Below are 18,951 nucleotides of genomic sequence, written 5' to 3' on the forward strand. Positions count from 1 at the left end.
AAGCCCGAGGGGCAGCGCCCCTTTTCCCGCGTCTTTCCCGCAATCACGCCCGGATCATCGACCCCGCACCATGATCGGTATACAGTTCCAGCAGACAGGCATTCGGGGCGCGCCCATCCAGAATGACCACAGCGCGCACACCGCCCTCGACAGCCGCCAGGGCCGTTTCCGTCTTGGGGATCATCCCCCCCGCGATCACCCCTTCGGCAATCAACTCGCGAATGTGATCCGCAGTCAGTTCGGTCAGAACCTCCCCATCTGCGCCCTTCACCCCCTCGATATCGGTCAAAAGCAAAAGCCGGTCCGCCTTCAGCGCCGCCGCAATTGCCCCTGCCATCGTGTCGCCGTTAATGTTGAAGGTTTCGCCATTCCGGCCCGCTCCCAAAGGCGCGATCACCGGGATCGTCTCTGCCGACGCGAGGTCACGTAAAATCGTGGCATCCACCTCGGAAGGTGTGCCGACAAACCCAAGATCCGGGTTGGTCTGATCACATGTCACCAGCCCCGCATCCTTGCCCGACAGGCCAACCGCCTTGCCACCTTCCGCATTGATCGCCTGCACAATGCGCTTGTTCACAACACCAGACAGCACCATTTCGACCACTTCCACCGTGGCTGCATCGGTCACCCGTTTGCCGTTCACCCAGTCGCTTTTGATATCCAGCTTCTCGAGCATCGCATTGATCATCGGCCCGCCGCCATGCACCACCACCGGGTTCACCCCCACATGGCGCATCAGCACGATGTCGCGGGCAAAACTGGCCATCTCCTCGTCGCTGCCCATGGCATTGCCGCCAAATTTGATGACAACCGTGGCGCCCGCATATCGTTGCAGATAGGGCAGGGCCTGAGAAAGCGTGCGGGCGGTGGCGATCCAATCGCGGTTCATATTCTGGGTCTTCATCCTACTGTCCTCATTCCCTTTTGTGTTAAGCCCTCCGCGCCCCGCTGCCAAGAGGCATTGCGCCTTTCCGTGTCCCTGATAGGGTGGGCGCAATTCCCCCATGCCCCTTAAGGAGTTCCCGATGAGTGACGACCGTAAAACCCTGCTTCTGACCGGGGCCAGCCGCGGCATCGGCCATGCCACCGTGCGCAAGTTCAACCGCGAAGGCTGGCGGGTGATCACCTGTTCCCGCCAACCTTTCCCCGAGGAATGCCCCTGGGGCGGGGGGCGCGAAAACCATGTGGTCATCGACCTCTCGGATCCGGCTGACACCATCAATGCGGTGGGCTTGATTCAGGAAAAACTGAACGGTCGGCTGGATGCGCTGGTGAACAATGCAGGCATTTCCCCCAAGGGTCCGGGGGGGGCGCGGCTCAGCACGCTCAACACTGACTTGCTGGACTGGGGGAAAGTGTTTCATGTGAATTTCTTCGCCTCAGTGGTGCTTGCGCGCGGGCTGAAAGAGGAGCTTGCCGCGGCCGGGGGCGCGGTGGTCAATGTCACCTCGATTGCCGGTTCGCGCGTGCACCCCTTTGCCGGTGCCGCCTACGCCACCTCCAAGGCCGCGCTGGCCGCACTCACCCGCGAAATGGCCCATGACTTTGGCCCGCTCGGTGTGCGCGTAAATGCCATTGCGCCGGGAGAAGTGGAAACCGCGATCCTCTCGCCGGGCACGGAGAAGATTGTCGAGCAACTGCCGATGCGGCGACTGGGCCAACCCGATGAGGTGGCGAATGCGATCTACTTCCTCTGCTCCGATGCCAGCTCCTATATCTCCGGCACCGAGATCGAGGTGAACGGCGCCCAGCATGTCTGATCAGGCCGTGTGACAGCTCTTACCGGGACAGGTTTGAGGAGGAAAAACTTTAAACTTTTCGATTCTGACCCGGTGAAAGTTGCAACTTTCCCCTTTTGGGAATGCAAAAACTTTAAAGTTTTGCCGCCGGTGCCGTTCGGAGCGTTGCCTCAGAACCAACTGGTTTTTTCTGATCAAAACGACGCTCAGTGCGGGCTCAGTCGAGCCCCGCAATGATCGCGCGCAGGGTGGCAATGCCGTCCCCTTTTTCCGATGAAGTCAGGACCAGTTCGGGATAGGCGGCGGGATGTTTCGACAGGGCCTTGCGAACCTGTTCCAGCACCTTGGCGCGATCCTTCTCCTTCACCTTGTCGGCCTTGGTCATAACCACTTGAAAAGTAACGGCAGATTTGTCGAGAAGGGTCATAATCTCATCATCGACCTTCTTTACGCCATGCCGTGAATCGATCAATACAAAGGCTCGACGCAGGTTGGCCCGTCCCGACAGATAGGATTTCAGCAGGCGCTGCCACTTTTCGACCACAGCCACCGGCGCATTGGCAAATCCATAGCCTGGAAGGTCAACCAGATAGGGGCCGTCCGTGGTGGTGAAAAAGTTGATTTCCTGCGTGCGACCGGGTGTGTTGGAGGCGCGCGCCAGCTTGACGCGACCAGTCAAGGCATTGATAAGGCTAGATTTTCCAACATTTGAGCGGCCTGCAAAGCAGACCTCAAGCCGGTCCGGGTCGGGCAGGCCGGACATGGCCACCACGCCTTTCAGAAACTCGGTCTGACCCGCAAAAAGCTTGCGCCCCCGTTCGCGCATCAACTCATCCGGCTCCTCGGCCATTGGAAAAGGCAGTTGTGTCATTCCAGAACCTCGATCTTGTCGTCCACGGTGATCTCACCGCCCTTGGTCACCACCGCATGAACCCCCATTTCCTGGATGCCCCAGCCATCGCGCAGCGCGCCAAGAGTGTTGGCATCCCGCTCTCCGGTGCGTGTGCTGGCTTCGGTCATGCGGCAGCGGGTGATTTCCTTGCGGATGTAAAATTCGGCATTGCCGATGCGAATATGTTTGCCAACCCAGCCACGTTCTTCCCAAGGGAAAAGGCCAGATACCAACAAGTTACCTCGCCAGCGCAGCGGCGACAACTCGCGCCCGATCCGGCTGCAAATTGCCTGGTGGCTGGCCAGGTTCATCAGCGAAAGTGACACGGTTTGACTGTCTGTCATTGCGTTCTTTGCCTTGATGACCCGTGTCGGTTTTGGCCGCCCCTCCGGGGTAAGCTGTTGAACCCATTTGATAAACCGCGTTTGATCTTCTGGTTTGTCCGGGTTGATCGTCAGGCCGGGCATCTTCGGATGGGTCAGGGTCACGGTTCCGGTCGGCAGGTCGAAATGGGCTTCCATGGCTTGCAGCAGGGGCACCCCGGCGCCGCGCGAGAAGTTGCGGCATTCCTCCCAACCATCTGCATTTTGCGCCAGTCTGGCGGCCTCATGGAGCACCCCCCATTGCCGATCAAAAGGCAAAGCGCGACCCGGTTCGAGCCGCGCTTTTACCATTGCTTCACGCCCATGTGCCTTGATCGGGTGGCGCCAGATTTGGGCAATGTGCCCGGTCATCCGGCGTCCTTTGCCCGGCGCTTAAAGCTTTTCAGAACATTGCCCAGCACATCCGGTTTGTGCCCGTGGCTGCGCATGATCAGATATTGCTGGGTAAATGTGATCGTGTTGTTGGCGATCCAGTAGAGCACGAGGCCCGAGGCAAATCCGCCCAGCATGAACATGAACACCCAGGGCATCCAGGCAAAAATCATCGCCTGTGTCTGGTCGGTGGGTGCCGGGTTCAGCTTTTGTTGCAACCACATCGAGATCCCCAGCAAGATCGGCAAGATGCCCAGAGAGATGATGGCCAACAGGCTGTCGGGACCGGGTGCTGCGAAGGGAAGCAGCCCAAACAGGTTCAGAATGGACGTGGGATCCGGTGCGGAAAGGTCGTGGATCCAGCCAATCCATGCAGCATGGCGCAGTTCAAGCGTGACAAAAATCACTTTGTAAAGCGAGAAGAAGATCGGAATTTGCAGCAGGATCGGCAAGCAACCAGAGGCCGGATTGACCTTTTCGCGCTTGTAAAGCTCCATCATGCCCTGCTGAACCTTCTGGCGATCATCGCCAGCGCGTTCCTTGAGCTTCTCCATCTCAGGCTGAAGCTCTTTCATCTTTGCCATGGAGACATAAGACTTATACGCAAGCGGGAACAACACGGCCTTGATCACCAGAGTCAGGCCGATAATGGCCCAGCCCATATTGCCGATGACGCCATTCAGCCAGTGCAGAAGGGCAAAGATCGGTTTGGTCAGGAAGAAGAACCACCCCCAGTCGATGGAGTCGAGGAAACGGTAAATACCCTCTTCATTCTGATAATTCCGGATGGTTTCCCACTCTTTGGCACCGGCAAACAGGCGGGTTTCCACCGAAGCGGTTGTCCCGGGCGCCACCTCCATGACAGGCAGGCGAACCTGTGTCTGATAGATATCCGATTTCTCGGCATAGCGCGTGGCCGAGGTAAAGGATTGACCTGACGCCGGGATGAGCGTGGTCATCCAGTAGTGATCGGTAAACCCGATCCAGCCATTTTCCGTGACTTCGACAAGTTCGGCACGCGCCCCTTCGCGAGGATCAAAATCCAGGTCGGTGACATCGCTGTAGTCGGTTTCAAGCAACTCAGAATCAGTTTGGCTAACGATCCCTTCGTGGAGAATGAAGAACCCTTTCAGATCCTGCGGCTCGCCATGGCGCGCCAGCATGCCATATGGGGCGACGCGACTGGGAACCGAGCCTGTATTTTCCACGGTCTGCGTAACCGTAAACATGTATTTGTCATCAACCGCCACTGTGCGTCGGAAGATCAGGCCCTTACCATTCTCCCACCGCAGCGTAACCGGGGTGTCGACTGTGAGCTTGTTTCCGCTTTCCACGTTCCAGATTGTGGAGGGGCCGGGAACGTCTTCAGGTGCGGTTTGTCCACCCGGGGTCCATCCGTAAAGCGCGTAGTAAGCACCTGCGTCTCCGGTCGGACGCAGAAGGGTCACGATCGGGCTCTCCTTCGACAGCTCCGTGTGGTAGGATTTCAGACGTAGATCATCCAGTCGCCCGCCCAGAAGAGAGATTGATCCTTCCAGGTTGGGCGTGTCGATATTTACCCTGGCAACTTCCGCAAGCTGATCGGTGACGTCCTGAGTGGTTTTCCCCGGCGCAGTTGCGTCCTCCACGGAAGAAGGGGTGGCGGGGGGCGACAGTTCAGATGCGGCCTGTGGCTGGGTGTCGATGGTGGGTTCAGGGTCGGCCGGAGGGAACATGATCAGCCATCCGGTGATCACGAGAAAGCTGAGTACTGTTGCCAGGATCAGGTTCTTGTTCTGGTCGTCCATAAAGCCCACCGCTCTTGTAATATTAGGTCAGAGTGGTTCAAGCGGGCTTGAAGCAAAAGGTCAAGCAGTTTTCCGGCCTGATGCCAAGGAATAGCTAAGCGCGCTTGGGCAAGATTGTTGATGCGGCCACCTTTTCCTCCAAAGTTTGCAGCCACCCGATTGTCGCGTCAAAGGGCATGGGTTTTGCAATTGAATAGCCCTGGACATGGGCACAGCCGAGTTGAGCGAGCATTGCATGCTCTCCGTGGGTCTCGACACCTTCCGCAATTGCCTCCAGACCAAGGCGTTCCGACATGGTGAGGATGGCGGCAATCATGCTTTGCTGATCCCGATCAGTATCAACATGCGTTACGAATGAGCGGTCAATCTTGATCCGGCTAACGTCAAAGCGGCGAATGCTGGAAATGGAGGCATGTCCGGTTCCAAAATCATCCAGATCCACCCCGCATCCCAATTTGGAGAATGAAGCGATATTGTGGGAGGTTATGTCGTCGTCGGTTTGGGCCACAACCGTTTCGAGGATTTCGACGGTCAGGCGGCTGGGTTCCAGATCAAAGCGGTCCAGTTCCCATTTCACCTTTTCGAAAAGCCGCGGGTTACGTAGCTCGTCGGCGGAAAAATTGACGGAAATCGACGGGACGCGAATGCCCAGCTTGTCCCAATCTTTGAGTGCGGTCAGGGAATGGTAGAGCATGACTTCGCCGAGGCGTTCGGACAAGCCTGCCTGAACCAGTGCGGGAAGGAAAGCACAGGGGGCAATCAGTCCCTTATCGGGGTGGTTCCAGCGTGCAAGGGCTTCAAACCCGGACAATTCGCCGGTGTCGGTTGACAACTGGGGCTGGAACCACGGGACGATCTGCCCTTCATTGAGTGCCGTCAGGATTTCTTTCACCGAGTGTTCTGATCCAGCGACGCGTGCGCGATCGCCCTTGGTGAAGGCGCGGATTGATCCTGGGCCCGAGAAAATGGCCTCCTGCAGGGCGCTTTCCGCCGCATTCAGAATGGATTCTCCGCTGCGTTTCGGCGCGCGGGAGGGCAGTGCGAACCCCACGGACAGCGTGCAATGAACCTGAACATTCTCGATGAGAAATGGCGTGTCAAATGCGGCTTGCAGGCGGCCTGAAAGCTGGATGAGAGTCTCCAGATCAACCCGGCGGGATTTGTCCAGACACATGCCAAAGCGCGCATTGCCGAGATAGGCCAGCATATCAGTGCTGCGCAGAACACCAACAATGCGTTCGCTACAGGCTTGCAGCAACCGTTCTGCTAAGGCGTCGCCAAGGTTTTTCCGCGCATTGTCGAAATCATCCACCTCAACGACGACACAGGCCTTGTCCGGGATATTTTCATTGCTCAGGGCATGGTCGAGGGATTTGATCAGCCGGTCCCGCACCGGCAGGTTGGTGATTGTATCGGTTGGGCCCGCATTCACGCTTGGCGCCGGTTGGGTCACAATCCCCATCAGAAGAAGAAGGCTGGGAAAAATCACTGCAAAAAGGACCAGAAGCCCTTCCCCTCCGAACCAGAACGCACCGAGGGCCACTGCGGGCAGAAAGGCGGCCAGTTGAGGTCCGAGCATCGCCGTGCGTGCAGCTTGTTTTACATTATGGAACCAATTTGAGTTGCCGGAGGCAGCCATACGTCTTCATCCTCTTTGCGCGAGGCGAAACTGCCCCGACACGGATAAAGTAGGCACTTGAAGTCAACTGAACGTTAATGGCCTGGCAAAATTTAGGTCTAATTTTCAATGTTATCCGGCAGGTTTCGCGAAAGCCCCGCAAAATCGAACAATTGCGGGTCCAGTAGGTGGCTCGGGCGCGTGTTCATCAGGGCTTTGAACATGATCTGGCGGCGTCCGGGGAAATTCTTCTCCCACTGATCAATGATTCCCTTAACCTGCTGGCGCTGCAACCCGTCCTGCGATCCGCAGAGGTCACACGGGATGATTGGGTAGTTCATCTGGGTGGCGAATTTTTCGCAGTCTTCTTCTGCCACATGGGCCAAGGGACGGTAGACAAACAGATCGCCCTCTTCATTGACCAGTTTGGGCGGCATGGTTGCAAGCCGTCCACCATGAAAGAGGTTCATGAAAAACGTTTCCAGAATGTCGTCGCGATGATGGCCCAGCACCACGGCGGAACATCCCTCCTCCCGCGCGATCCGGTAGAGGTTTCCGCGCCTCAGCCGCGAACAGAGTGAGCAGAATGTGCGTCCCTGCGGGATCTTGTCCATCACGATCGAGAAGGTGTCTTCGTATTCGATGCGATGGGGGACATCCATTTTAGCAAGGAATTCCGGCAGCACCGTGGCCGGAAAATTCGGCTGTCCCTGATCCAGATTGCACGCCAGAAGCTCCACCGGCAGAACGCCGCGCCATTTCAACTCGTAAAGCGCGGCCAGCATCGTATAGCTGTCCTTGCCGCCGGACAGGCAGACCAGCCATTTGGCCCCGCGCTCCACCATGCCATACTGGTCGATCGCTTCGCGCACATTGCGAATGATCCGCTTGCGCAGCTTCTTGAATTCGGTGGTGGAAGGGGCGCCGGCAAAAAGCGGGTGGATGTCATCAAGCGTATCAGTCATGCCCCGCCTTTAGGGGCTTTTGCGCAGGGAAACAAGGGGGATCGGGGGCGACACCAGGTGGTCTCGCCCCGCGGGGTCACCAGAAAACATCCCTTCCGGATGCGGGCGGATAAAGGTCCTTTACCTCAGGCAGGCCCATGTCCTTGGCAAGGTGGGATGAGCGCGGCGCCTGGCGATGGCGACGCGGCAGGGGCGCGCCTGCAAACAGGGCCGCGCGCAGAACACGCCAGCGACCGTGGCGTTTGATCAGCGCGGCGATGACCTGTGCCATCGGGTTGCCCTGGCGGCGCGGTAAGTTGGGAGAGGTGGTCATGTCATATTCCTTGTTCATGGGGATGATTCGTGGGCAGCTTGCGACCTCAAGTCCCCTTCAGCTCAAGCGGAAGGGGGCAGGGCTGGTGATGAAAACGGTTCTCAGGCCGCAAGCCATCGGCCGGCACAGTGGAAACCGTGCCGGAGAGTGGGGATTGCGAGGGCAGGGGCATTTTGCCCCTGTGGATTACATCATGAGATCTCGAAACCCTGGGGGCGGGTCATGTGGCGGCAGACCCACGTCGCGACGCAGGTGGTTGCTGAGTTCCTCTCCGCGTGGCCGCTTACGCAGCCGTGCAAGCAGGTTCGTCACCAGCACGCGTGTGACGCGTCCGGCGCCATGTTCGGTGACGAGATCGTCAATCAGGTCCTGAAGCCGGATCGCTCCGGTGTGAAAATTACTGTCCATCATGGTTTTATGACCGGCTGGTGCCGGGTCCCTTGGTTTGGACATGGCGCCAAGGGGGCTTGGATCGCCATGCGGTTGGGTAGGAAAATTTGTGACAGAGAGTGCAATCGGCTGAGCGCAGGCGCAGGGATTGGTCTGTGATCACAAAATGTTAGAGACAACCGGTTTTGAGAGAAGACACCCGTGTGGGGGCCTGATGTTCAAATACCGGAAATGGTGGTTCGTCGTGCGGTCGCGTTTACGACGCGAAGACGGTCCAGAAGCCCGCGGCAAAGCCTTTTGGATGTGCGGCAAAGGCGGCACAATCGGCGGCTCGGAGGGTCGATGCGTTGATATTGGTCATGTAGCCCCTCCTTCTTGTTTGCTGTTTCGGGTGAGGCCGTTTTAGCGCAAGAGGGACCTCAAACAAGCTTGCTTGCGAAGAATACTCAACCTGTGGCGGAAAGGGCACTTAAAGCGTTTCGGTTTTAACCTGACACAGGGCAAAACCGAAACGCTTTAGGCCGGATCAAGAGTGATCACATCCGGACGAGTCGTGGCGCCCATGGGGGACGGGGTCGTAGCCGCAGGACCCCCAGGGATTGCAGCGGGCGATGCGTTTGGCAGCCAGCCAACTGCCCCTGATGGCGCCGTGCTTTTCCAGGGCTTCAAGCGCATAGGCCGAACAGGTGGGTTGATAGCGGCAATTGAACCCGACCCAGGGGGAGAAGATCAGCCGGTAGGCCCGGATGGGCAGGGCGGCAAGATGGGCAAGCGGGGTCATTGACGGGGCCTCTGGGTTGGATTCTAGTTTTCTAGTTTTCTAGTTTTCTAGTTTTCTAGTTTTCTAGTTTTCTAGTTTTCTAGTTTTCTAGTTTTTTCGGTTTTGGTTTTGGCTTCGGGCGGGGCGCGCGCGGGGTGTGGACCTCTTTCAACGCGCGAATCAGGTCTTCCATCAGGTCATTATAGGGGCGGGTGGCGGTGGCGTCCTTGCGGCCGATAAGCACATAGTCCCAGCCCGGCTTGCCATGGGTGGGCAGCACCTCGCGGGCAATGGCACGCAGGCGCCGCTTGGCGCGGTTGCGGGCCACGGCATTGCCGACTTTCTTCGAGCATGTATAGCCAATGCGTGGGCCTTCGCCAGCCGGTTCGTCGTCCCGCCGGCGCCGGGCCTGCAGCAGAAAGGCCGGCTGGGGCGCACGACGCGCACGGGCCGCGGATAGAAAATCGCGCCTTTGGGTCAATGTGGTCAGCATGTCATCCCCTCACGTGCAAAAACCGCCGCAGGCATGGGCCTCGGCGGTCTGCATCTCATCTTGTCCGGCGCAGTCACGGAAATCCGGTGATCTGCGGTCAAAGCTTACGCGCTCAGCGACTTCCGGCCACGCGCACGACGCGCGTTCAGGATTTTGCGGCCAGCTTTGGTGGCCATGCGCGAGCGGAAGCCGTGACGGCGTTTGCGAACCAGGTTCGAGGGTTGATAGGTGCGTTTCATCGCCCGTCTCCGTTTGGGCCCGGTTCCGTCTCTCGTCCCCGCGCTCTGATCACTCAGATCAAGCAGTCGACGATCTCTTGCTACGGATTCGGGCAAGTGTCTATTCGAAGCCCGGTCTATAGGCGGCATTTCAAAGTAAGTCAAATGGGAAAGGGCAGCAAATTGACCTCTCTCATCTGCCCTGTTCCACCTGCGGGCGTAGGGGGAATGCCATGCCGGGTCTTTGCAGGCAAGGCATATTCCCGCCATTTGTGTTAAACTGGGGTGGTTTCGGGGGTGAAGGGGGAAAAATCGTGTTATAAAATGACCTCGATCTTGCCTTAGATCTTGCCGGACAACGCCTTTGGGGGAAGTAAAATGGAATGGATTGCTGTCGAGGTGAAGGGGCGCATTCTGCGAATGTGGCCCAATGGTGGGGATGAGATTCGCCGCACTCTGGATGCCGGGGTGACGCTGGAATCCCTTGTGCCCGAGATTGAACATACGGTGTCATTGCAACCACATACCCGCATTCTGGCCACCGGTGTGCGGGCCGGGGCTCCGCTCAGCGTGCCATGTGCCCTGGCCGCCCCCCGTCATGTGCCGCATGTGGATCCGCGTCTTTATCTTGCCCCAGCGGTCAAACAGGAAAACCCTGCCGGGCTGATCGGCTATGAGGTGGTGCGGCTGGCCGGGCTATTGGCGCAGGATCCCAAATTCGACGGGGTGGCCTGCCTGATTGGCGAACAGACGGTCTGGGCACAGATCAGCGCCGAAGAGATTGTCAGCTTTCAGGCCGCCGCGACGGTGCGGCTGGCGGGGCTGCTTGGGGTCACGCCAAGTGTTGGCGAGGGATTTGAGCACACGCTGTCTGATATCATCGCCCGCCCGCAGAAACTTGCCAGCAAGATTGCGAGCCTTGAGGCCGCCAGAACCCTTGGGTTGGTGTCGGAGGCTGAGGCCGCGTCCCAGCTGACCGGCGCCCTGGTGGGGGCCGAACTTGCCGCGATGCGCCCTTACTGGCTGGGGCAGCGGGTGGCGCTGATCGGCAATGCCCGCTCGACCAATGTCTATGAAAAGGCATTGTCGGCACAGGGGGTGGCCTGTGACACCTATCTGGGGGCAGATCTGGCGTTGAAAGGGCTGCGCCCCTATGCCACGGAACCCGCCTGAAGGCCGTAAAACCGAAACGTTTTAAATGCCACAGAAAAGAAAGGACCGCGCTTTTGAGGCGCGGCCCTTCTGAGGTTTCGATCTGGCTGGCTTTCCAACCCGGCTGACTGTCCAGTTTGGTGGGATCAATAGCTGTATTCGGCGTAGATCCGTTTCAAGTCACCTTTCCAGTCGCCGTGGTAATGCTCCAACAACTCATCCGCAGGCGTTTTTCCCTCTTCCACACTGTCTTGCAGCGCGTTGAGGAAGTGGCGTTCATCCGGCACCATGCCCCCGATCCCCGGACGGGCCCGGTTTTTAAGCCCCTGTTTGGCGATCTCGACGGTTTCGCGGGCCAGATCAATGATCTTCACGCCGTTTGCCTCACCTTGCAGCCCATCGACAGAGGCCGCCACGCGCAGGGCTTCGCGGGTCTCCGCATCCCAGTCCTTGGCCAGATCCCAGGCTGCATCCAGACTGTCCTGACAATACATCAGACCCACCCAATAGGCGGGCAGGGCACAGATACGACGCCACGGGCCACCATCGGCACCGCGCATTTCCATATATTGCTTGATCCGCACTTCGGGAAAGGCGGTGGTCAGGTGGTCGGCCCAGTCGGAGAGCGTCGGGGTTTCACCCGGCAGGGCAGGCAGTTTTCCTTGCATGAAATCGCGGAACGACATGCCCAAAGCATTGATATATTGCCCGTCGCGATAGACAAAATACATCGGCACATCGAGCGCATATTGCACATAGCGCTCAAACCCCATCCCCTCTTCAAACACAAAGGGCAGCATCCCGGTGCGCGACGCATCCAGATCGCGCCAGATCCGCGAGCGCCAGCTTTTGTGCCCGTTCGGTTTGCCTTCGAAGAACGGCGAATTGGCAAACAGTGCGGTGGCCACCGGCTGCAACGCCAGACCCACGCGGAACTTTTGCACCATGTCGGCCTCTGACGCGAAATCGAGGTTCACCTGCACGGTGCAGGTGCGATACATCATCTGTTTTCCATGGGTGCCGACCGTGTCCATATAGTCGGTCATCAGCTTGTAGCGCCCTTTCGGCATCACCGGCATCTGATCGTGGGTCCATTCCGGGGCCGCCCCCAGACCGATGAAGCGCGCACCGATTTTATCCGCAATCTGATGCACTTCGCGCAGGTGCTCATTCACCTCGTCGCAGGTCTGGTGGATGGTTTCGAGCGGCGCACCGGACAGTTCAAACTGCCCGCCGGGTTCCAGCGAGATATTGGCCCCGGCCCGTTTCAGGCCAATCAGGTTGCCGCTTTCGCGCACCTCTTCCCAACCGAACTCATCGCGCAGCCCTTCCAGCATATGCAGGATCGACCGGTCGCCCGCGTAAGGCAGCGGTTTGAAACTGTCCTGACAATAGCCGAACTTCTCATGCTCGGTGCCGATCTTCCACGCCTCGCGCGGTTTGCAGCCGTCTTCCAGAAACTGGGCCAGCTGCTTATGGTCGGTGATCGGGCCGCCGCCGGATTGGGGGATGGACATGAAGGGCACTCCTCGCGCGTATCTCGGACCCGCATTAGGTGGGGGAAACGCGGGGCGGTGTCAATCCGTCCGAATGCCCCTTTGGGTCAATGCAGCGGGACGACCTTGCGCGACCAGATCACGACTCTGTCAGAGCTGGCCGTTGCGTTGCGCGCATCAATGGCGGTGTTGACGGCCCGGATGGCGGCGGAAATGTCGATATCCGGCAGCACGGCCATGGCGTCAAACAGCTGTTCCGATCCTTCGGCAGATACCGGAATGGTCAAAAGCTCCATCCCGGTGCGAAAGCGCCAGACCGGCAGCCCTGCCATGTCCCGCGCTATGCTGATTTCGTGGATCAGATCAAGTGAGGCAAACCCTCCGCCGACCGGCGCCAGATAAATCACCTGCCGCTCGTCGATCTGCACCACGCCAACCCCGCCGGTCCCCGCCCGAATGCGCGCGCGCTGCACCCCCTGCCAGGCCACGGCTGCGCCAATGAGGGCGAGTGCGACGCCCATCCATTTCAAAAGCCCCAACGAGCCGATGGCCCACCACAGGCCAAGGGCAGCCACCCCGCCGCCGATAATGGCTTCGCGAAAGCGATGGATCCGGGCGCGGGCTTCGGGACGGATCATGTGCGGTCTCCGATCGTGACGGGGGTCGACAGAATGGCGAGTGTGTAGTCCCCGATCCGTTCAAACCCGATGGCTTCATAGGCGCGGCAGGCGGCCTCGCCGCTGGCGAAAAGGATGGCGGTCTGGACCCCGGCTGTGCGTGCCTCTTTCAAATGGGCGGCAACCACCCGGCGTGCAAGCCCCTTTCCACGTGCATTTGGGGGGGTGTAGACCCCACCGATCTGCACCATTTCGGGCAAGTGTGCGTTGAAGGCGGTCATGGCGGTGGGCTGATCATCCCGGATCAACAGACGCACATGGCCAGAGCTGATGGTGGCGTCTACCCGATCGGCAATCACCTTTGTCAGTGTTGCGTCATCTGCCGCGCCAAGTGCCTCGATGTGATAGGCCCGAAACCATTGGGTCAGCAGGGCGGTATCCTGTTGTTCCGGTTTGCGGATTTCGGCAGGCCCCGGATCGCGCAGCTGATCCAGCGACAGGCGATAAAGCGGTTCAACCCGGTTCAGGTCATACGCCGCGTCGTCTAGGCCGAGCACCGCCCGCATACCATCGACCAGTGTCGCGGCACCGTTCAGACCGGCCACCTGCTGGCCCTGCATCGCATCATGAAACCCTTGCCAGAACATCGCCCCTTCCCCGCAGGCATTGAGGAAACCTGCGTTGGAGCGGGAGAACACGCCACTGATCTTGCCGTCTTTATCTTCAACCCAGAACTTTGCCGCATGGGGGTGCTGTGAGCCGCTCAACCCAAAGCGTGCCAACCCTGCCCGCATGAACATGGTGGTTTCGGCGTGGCGTGACAGGAACTGCATCATGGCGGCTTCGTCACCGGGGCGGGCCGGGCGGATCATGTCTTGTCGTCCTTGAGAGGATGCCAGGGGGACATGTCTTTTTTCGGGTCAGCGGATGTGGGACGGATAATCCCCTCATAAGGTGCGCTGACCGGTTCGAACCTGTTGGGCGTGAGATGGGCAATCAGGCGGGGCGTTTCTTCGGGTGCATGGCGAAACAGGCTGCCATCTTTTGCAAACAGCACCTCTCCCCGATGCACCTCGGCCCAGCCATCGTGCAAATCCTGCCCCCCGTCCGGCCCTTCCAGCCGGTGGGTTTCCCAGTAAATCTGTCCCTGCGGGCCTTTGTCGGTCAAAGACGCGGTAAAGCGTTTGTGCAGGGTCCAGCCCGTGATGACCGGCCGGGACAGGTGCCATGTCTCTGTGCGCAGCCAGCCCGATCCGGTGGTGTCCTGTGTGTCAAGCGTCCAGCCGTCACGCTGAATCCGCGGCAGATAAAGCACCGCATCTTCGCCCATTGAAGGCACAAGATGGGCGGGCGGCTGCATCACCCGTGAAAGCGTGCAGCCGGGATAATGCTGATCCGCTTGCGGTATACATGGCCCGCTCTGATCCACCCAGTATCGCTGGTTGTCGAGGAATACGCCGCCCCCGTTCCATGCCCCGCCATGCGGCAGCAAGGCCAGCGCGGTGAAATACGGCGGGCGGCTGATCGCGGTGTAACTGTCGAGGGGTGGTTTGTGCGGGGCGGCAAAATAGATCAGATGCCGCCCGTCCGGGGACAGATCCCCGCGCCGTTCATACACGCGGTGTTTCAGCCACTGGCCCGGCGTCACCTTGTCCGTCTCGAGATCCCAGCACAGCATCTGCACATGTCGTGAGGGGCCGCGCCGAAACAGAACCGCCACCGGGGCCGCGCGGGCGAGGATGCCGAAAATGCGGGCCGGGGCAGATGTGTCCGCCGGGGGGCTCACCCCCAATCCCCCAGATGTTGCTGCCAGATGGTCAGTGCGGCCACGGCAGCGGTGTCGGCGCGCAGGATGCGGGGGCCAAGGCTGACCGCGTGCCCCATCGTGCGCAGCTTGCTGCGCTCGGCCTCGGAAAACCCGCCTTCGGGGCCAATGAAAATGGCCCATTTGTCGCCACCCACCTGGCCCAGCACCTCTTTGGCGCCCACCAGGGCTTCGTCACAGAACATGATCTGGCGCCCCTCGGGCCAGCCGGCCAGCAGCTTGTCCAGCCGCTCCAGTTCGCGCACTTCGGGCACATAGGTGCCGCCGCATTGTTCAGCCGCTTCCACCGCATGGGCCTGCAACCGATCGCGGCGAATGCGTTCTGAATTGGTAAAGGCGGTTTGCATCGGCTGGATCACCGCAGCCCCCATTTCAGCAGCTTTTTCCACGATGAAATCGGTGCGCGCCTTTTTGATCGGCGCAAAGCACAGCCAGAGGTCCGGTGGCAGCTGCAAGGGTTTTGTCTGGTGCAGGCACAGCAGCACGCCTTTGCGCTTCCCCGCCTCGACCACTTCGGCGGTAAACTCGCCATCCCGCCCGTTGAACAGGGCGACCAGATCGCCCGCGCCCATGCGCATGACGTTGAAAAGATAGTTCGCCTGATCGCGATCCATCAAAACGGTTTGCCCCTTGCCCAGAGGCTGCTCTACAAAGAGTCGAACTTTTGCCTGTTTCATGAGCGAACCCTATGACCCAACGTGACGAACTTCCAGAGCAAACCGGCCAGGTGGCGGACGCTTATACGGGCAATTGGGTGGATCATCTGGCCCCCGCCTGGTCGCGCCCTTATCTGCGCCTGTCCCGTGCGGACCGGCCGATTGGCACCTGGCTTTTGCTGATCCCCTGCTGGTGGGGGCTGTTGCTGGCCATTGGGCATTCAGGCCAGTTTGGACCCCATGATCTGTGGATTGCGCTGGGCTGCGCCATTGGTTCTTTCCTGATGCGCGGGGCGGGCTGCACCTGGAATGATATCACCGACCGCAAGTTTGATGCCGCGGTCGAGCGCACCCGCAGCCGCCCGATCCCCTCGGGACAGGTGAGCGTGCGCGGGGCGGTGATCTGGATGGGATTGCAGGCGCTGATTTCGCTGGGGATCCTGCTGACCTTCAATATGGCGGCCATTGTCATGGGGTTTGTCGCGGTGATCCCGGTGCTGGTCTATCCCTTTGCCAAACGGTTTACCTGGTGGCCGCAGGCCTTTCTGGGCATTGCCTTCAACTGGGGCGCGCTTCTGGCCTGGGTGGCGCATCGCGGCAGCCTCGAATGGCCTGCGGTTGCGCTTTATCTCGCCGGGATCAGCTGGACCCTTTTTTACGACACGATCTATGCCCATCAGGACAAGGAAGATGACGCGCTGATCGGGGTGAAATCCACCGCGCGCCTGTTTGGGGAGAAAACCCGCAAATGGTTGATGTTTTTCATGATCCTCACCATCGTGATGATGGCGCTGGCCATGGTGCAGGCATTGGGGGAACGCAACGCCCTGTCGCTGGTGGTGGCGCTGGGCGGGGCCTGGGCGATGGGGTGGCATATGGCATGGCAAATGCGGATGCTTGATATCGATGATACCGAAACCTGCCTGCGACTTTTTCGCTCAAACCGCGATACCGGCCTGATTCCTGTGCTGTTTCTTGCCATTTCTGCGCTGCTGTGATTGCACCACCGGCGGCGGTCGCCTAAGACGATTGCAGTGATTGACCTCTTCCATTGGACCCGGAACCGGATAATGCGCCTTGCCCCCTCGTTTTTGGCCCCCGGCCTGTTTGCCGCTGCCGCCCTGCTGTCACTTGTCGGCGCACGGGTGGCTGTGTCGACCATTGAAACCCTGTCTGCCGAAGGGGTGCGGGACGAATTCCTGTTGCAGGGGTTTGAGTGGGCTGAGGTTGAGGCGGATGGCCTTGAGGTTGTGGTGTCCGGCATTGCCCCGGACGAGGTGACCCGCCTTCGCGCCGTTTCGGCCGCCGGCACGGTGATCGACAGCGGGCGGGTGATCGACAATATGCAGGTCGCCGCCACCGAAGATATCGCCCCGCCGCGCTTTTCCCTGGAGATCCTGCGCAATGATGCGGGTATTTCCCTGATCGGCCTGATCCCGGCCAGTTCCGACCGGGACCGGCTGAAAGAGCGTATCAAGGCTATTGCCGGACGCACCCATGTCACCGACCTTATGGGGACCGCCGATTATACCACCCCCGCAAACTGGGATGAGGTGCTGGACTTTGCCGTGACCGCGCTTGAAACGCTGCCGCGTGCCAAGATCTCGATGGATGCCAAACGTGTCTCGATCACCGCCGTGTCAGACAGTGCAAAGCAGAAGGCCGGGTGGGAACGTGAGCTCAAACGTGAAGCCCCGCGCAACCTGTTGCTGTTAATGGATATTTCGGCACCACGCCCGGTGATCACCCCCTTTACCCTGCGCTTCCTGATCGAAGAGGGGACCCCGCGCTTTGACGCCTGTTCGGCCCATGATCAGATCGGGCGCGCCAAGATTGCCGCCGCGGCCGCGCAGGCGGGGATTGAAGGGGCGATTGACTGTACAATTGGTCTTGGGGTGCCGTCTCCTGACTGGTCGGATGCCGTCAATGCGGGCATCCAGGCCGTCAGCAAGTTTGGCGGCGGTTCGGTAACTTTCTCGGATGCGGATGTGACCCTCGTGGCCCCCGCGGGCACCAAACAGGCGGTGTTTGACCGGGTGGTGGGAGAGCTTGAGGCCGATCTTCCCCAGCTCTATTCCCTGCATTCGATCCTGCCGGAAATTGTCAAGATTGACGGTTCGGGAGACGGCGAAGACGGCCCGCCCGAGTTTGTGGCCACCCTCAGCCCCGAAGGGCTGGTGCAATTGCGCGGGCGCATGACCGATGACCTGCAACGTGCCGCCGCTGAAAGCTATGCCAAGGCCGCCTTTGGTGTGACACGGGTTTATGAAGCCACCCGGCTTGACCCGGACCTGCCGGAAGGTTGGCCCATCCGTGTTCTGGCCGGGCTGGAGGTGCTGGGGCACCTCGCCAATGGGTCGGTTGTGGTGCAGCCGGACGTGGTGGATGTGCGTGGCAATACCGGGGACCCGGAAGCCAGCGCCACAATCTCGCGTATTCTGGCCGAAAAGCTGGGGGCGTCGCAGAACTATCAGATCAATGTGACCTATCAGGAGAAACTCGACCCGCAACTGGGTCTGCCCAGCCCGCAGGAATGCGTGGCGGCCATCAACGGCTTCCTGACGGACAGCAAGATCAGTTTCGCGCCGGGGTCCGCCAATATCGAAGCCTCCGCCGGGGATACGCTGGACAAGATCGCCGAACAGCTGCGCGGCTGTGAGGATGTGCGGATGGAAATCGCTGGGTATACCGACAGCCAGGGGCGTGAAGAAATGAACCGGGCGTTGTCGCAAAGCCGCGCTCAGGCCGTTCTGACCGCGCTGCTGGGGCGGCGGGTGCTGACGTCAAACCTGTCCGCCAAAGGGTATGGCGAAGACGATCCGATCGCGGATAATGGCACCGAAGAGGGGCGTGAGGCGAACCGTCGGATCGAGTTCCACCTGCTGGATCTGCCCTCAGATGAGGCGGGTGCCGAAAGCTCCGAAGCCGTGGCGGACCCGGACACCCCCACATCAGAAGCTGCGCCCACCGATGAGGCTGCCCCGGCTGTCCCGTCTAGCCCGGATGACGCCACCCCGACGGGTTCGGGAGAGGCCAGCACCGAGGATACAGATCCGTCCGATCCTGCCGCGGAAACAGACGCGCAGCCTGATGAGGCAGAGGTCCAGGACCGCTCCGATGCCGGGCAGGCCGAGGATCAGCAAACCGCCCCCGCCGCCAGCGATTTCGCCGGCCCCGCCACTCTGGTTCAAACACCGGGAACAGAAGATCCCCGTCCCGCTCCGCGCCCCGACACAGTCGACCCCGCGGATGCCGCGTCGCAATAAGCCACAAGG

20 protein-coding genes are annotated in these 18,951 nt (G+C 60.0%); 4 read left to right on the forward strand and 16 right to left on the reverse strand.

Going from position 1 to position 18,951, the window contains the following annotated elements; all coding sequences use genetic code 11:
* Positions 1-43: 43 nt before the first annotated feature.
* Positions 44-904 (reverse strand): acetylglutamate kinase, encoded by an 861-nt coding sequence (gene argB, locus K3J57_RS01495; protein ID WP_173485824.1) that lies wholly within the window; start codon positions 902-904, stop codon positions 44-46.
* 121 nt (positions 905-1,025) lie between these two features.
* Between argB and K3J57_RS01500 the strand changes: the two genes are divergently transcribed.
* A complete protein-coding gene (locus K3J57_RS01500; protein WP_259796785.1) occupies positions 1,026-1,760 on the forward strand; it encodes an SDR family NAD(P)-dependent oxidoreductase in 735 nt (244 codons plus the stop codon).
* 196 nt (positions 1,761-1,956) lie between these two features.
* Here K3J57_RS01500 and yihA read toward each other — a convergent pair whose 3' ends face one another.
* The 10 genes from yihA to rpmH all read right to left on the reverse strand — a co-directional run bounded on the left by yihA (position 1,957) and on the right by rpmH (position 9,951).
* A complete protein-coding gene (yihA, locus tag K3J57_RS01505; RefSeq protein ID WP_055187997.1) occupies positions 1,957-2,610 on the reverse strand; it encodes a ribosome biogenesis GTP-binding protein YihA/YsxC in 654 nt (217 codons plus the stop codon).
* Positions 2,607-3,365, reverse strand: coding sequence for an MOSC domain-containing protein (locus tag K3J57_RS01510; protein ID WP_259796786.1), 759 nt, complete (start codon positions 3,363-3,365; stop codon positions 2,607-2,609). Before K3J57_RS01510 ends, yihA begins: the two co-directional genes overlap by 4 nt.
* Entirely contained in the window at positions 3,362-5,173 is a 1,812-nt protein-coding gene (yidC, locus tag K3J57_RS01515; protein WP_259793533.1) for a membrane protein insertase YidC, read from the reverse strand. Before yidC ends, K3J57_RS01510 begins: the two co-directional genes overlap by 4 nt.
* A 94-nt stretch (positions 5,174-5,267) precedes the next feature.
* Positions 5,268-6,752, reverse strand: coding sequence for a putative bifunctional diguanylate cyclase/phosphodiesterase (locus K3J57_RS01520; RefSeq protein WP_259776515.1), 1,485 nt, complete (start codon positions 6,750-6,752; stop codon positions 5,268-5,270).
* A 158-nt stretch (positions 6,753-6,910) separates the two neighbouring features.
* Positions 6,911-7,756 (reverse strand): tRNA 2-thiocytidine(32) synthetase TtcA, encoded by an 846-nt coding sequence (gene ttcA, locus K3J57_RS01525; RefSeq protein ID WP_259786097.1) that lies wholly within the window; start codon positions 7,754-7,756, stop codon positions 6,911-6,913.
* 76 nt (positions 7,757-7,832) lie between these two features.
* On the reverse strand, positions 7,833-8,069 hold the full coding sequence (locus K3J57_RS01530; protein WP_259773894.1) for a hypothetical protein: 237 nt from the start codon (positions 8,067-8,069) through the stop codon (positions 7,833-7,835).
* 186 nt (positions 8,070-8,255) lie between these two features.
* Positions 8,256-8,480, reverse strand: a complete 225-nt coding sequence (locus tag K3J57_RS01535) for a hypothetical protein (RefSeq protein WP_055188007.1) — start codon at positions 8,478-8,480, stop codon at positions 8,256-8,258.
* A 505-nt stretch (positions 8,481-8,985) separates the two neighbouring features.
* Entirely contained in the window at positions 8,986-9,240 is a 255-nt protein-coding gene (gene yidD / locus K3J57_RS01540; protein WP_259776519.1) for a membrane protein insertion efficiency factor YidD, read from the reverse strand.
* A gap of 79 nt (positions 9,241-9,319) precedes the next feature.
* Positions 9,320-9,712: a ribonuclease P protein component gene (gene rnpA / locus K3J57_RS01545; protein WP_259796787.1), complete on the reverse strand. Its 393-nt coding sequence runs from the start codon at positions 9,710-9,712 to the stop codon at positions 9,320-9,322.
* 104 nt (positions 9,713-9,816) lie between these two features.
* Positions 9,817-9,951 carry a 50S ribosomal protein L34 gene (gene rpmH / locus K3J57_RS01550; RefSeq protein WP_048599009.1) on the reverse strand — a complete coding sequence of 45 codons (135 nt, stop codon included), beginning with the start codon at positions 9,949-9,951 and terminating at the stop codon, positions 9,817-9,819.
* Between the two features lie 357 nt (positions 9,952-10,308).
* Here rpmH and K3J57_RS01555 point away from each other — a divergent pair, with 357 nt between their 5' ends.
* Positions 10,309-11,103, forward strand: coding sequence for a 2-dehydro-3-deoxygalactonokinase (locus K3J57_RS01555; protein ID WP_259796788.1), 795 nt, complete (start codon positions 10,309-10,311; stop codon positions 11,101-11,103).
* A 125-nt stretch (positions 11,104-11,228) separates the two neighbouring features.
* On the opposite strand, the gene K3J57_RS01560 is transcribed toward K3J57_RS01555, so the two are convergent.
* From K3J57_RS01560 to K3J57_RS01580, 5 genes are all read right to left on the reverse strand, one after another.
* Complete coding sequence (locus K3J57_RS01560; RefSeq protein ID WP_259796789.1) at positions 11,229-12,599, reverse strand: glutamate--cysteine ligase; 1,371 nt, start codon at positions 12,597-12,599, stop codon at positions 11,229-11,231.
* Between the two features lie 86 nt (positions 12,600-12,685).
* Positions 12,686-13,216: a hypothetical protein gene (locus K3J57_RS01565; RefSeq protein WP_259778596.1), complete on the reverse strand. Its 531-nt coding sequence runs from the start codon at positions 13,214-13,216 to the stop codon at positions 12,686-12,688.
* Positions 13,213-14,067, reverse strand: coding sequence for a GNAT family N-acetyltransferase (locus tag K3J57_RS01570; RefSeq protein ID WP_259796790.1), 855 nt, complete (start codon positions 14,065-14,067; stop codon positions 13,213-13,215). Before K3J57_RS01570 ends, K3J57_RS01565 begins: the two co-directional genes overlap by 4 nt.
* A complete protein-coding gene (locus tag K3J57_RS01575) occupies positions 14,064-14,981 on the reverse strand; it encodes a hypothetical protein (protein WP_259796793.1) in 918 nt (305 codons plus the stop codon). Before K3J57_RS01575 ends, K3J57_RS01570 begins: the two co-directional genes overlap by 4 nt.
* Complete coding sequence (locus tag K3J57_RS01580) at positions 14,978-15,697, reverse strand: 16S rRNA (uracil(1498)-N(3))-methyltransferase (protein ID WP_259796796.1); 720 nt, start codon at positions 15,695-15,697, stop codon at positions 14,978-14,980. Before K3J57_RS01580 ends, K3J57_RS01575 begins: the two co-directional genes overlap by 4 nt.
* 11 nt (positions 15,698-15,708) lie before the next feature.
* Between K3J57_RS01580 and ubiA the strand changes: the two genes are divergently transcribed.
* Together ubiA and K3J57_RS01590 are read left to right on the forward strand one after the other, a co-directional pair.
* Positions 15,709-16,674: a 4-hydroxybenzoate octaprenyltransferase gene (gene ubiA, locus K3J57_RS01585; RefSeq protein ID WP_259773902.1), complete on the forward strand. Its 966-nt coding sequence runs from the start codon at positions 15,709-15,711 to the stop codon at positions 16,672-16,674.
* 36 nt (positions 16,675-16,710) lie between these two features.
* A complete protein-coding gene (locus tag K3J57_RS01590; RefSeq protein WP_259796798.1) occupies positions 16,711-18,942 on the forward strand; it encodes an OmpA family protein in 2,232 nt (743 codons plus the stop codon).
* The last annotated feature ends 9 nt before the right edge of the window (positions 18,943-18,951 follow it).

The sequence above is a fragment of the Aliiroseovarius crassostreae genome (genome assembly GCF_025137635.1).
Taxonomy (GTDB): domain Bacteria; phylum Pseudomonadota; class Alphaproteobacteria; order Rhodobacterales; family Rhodobacteraceae; genus Aliiroseovarius; species Aliiroseovarius crassostreae.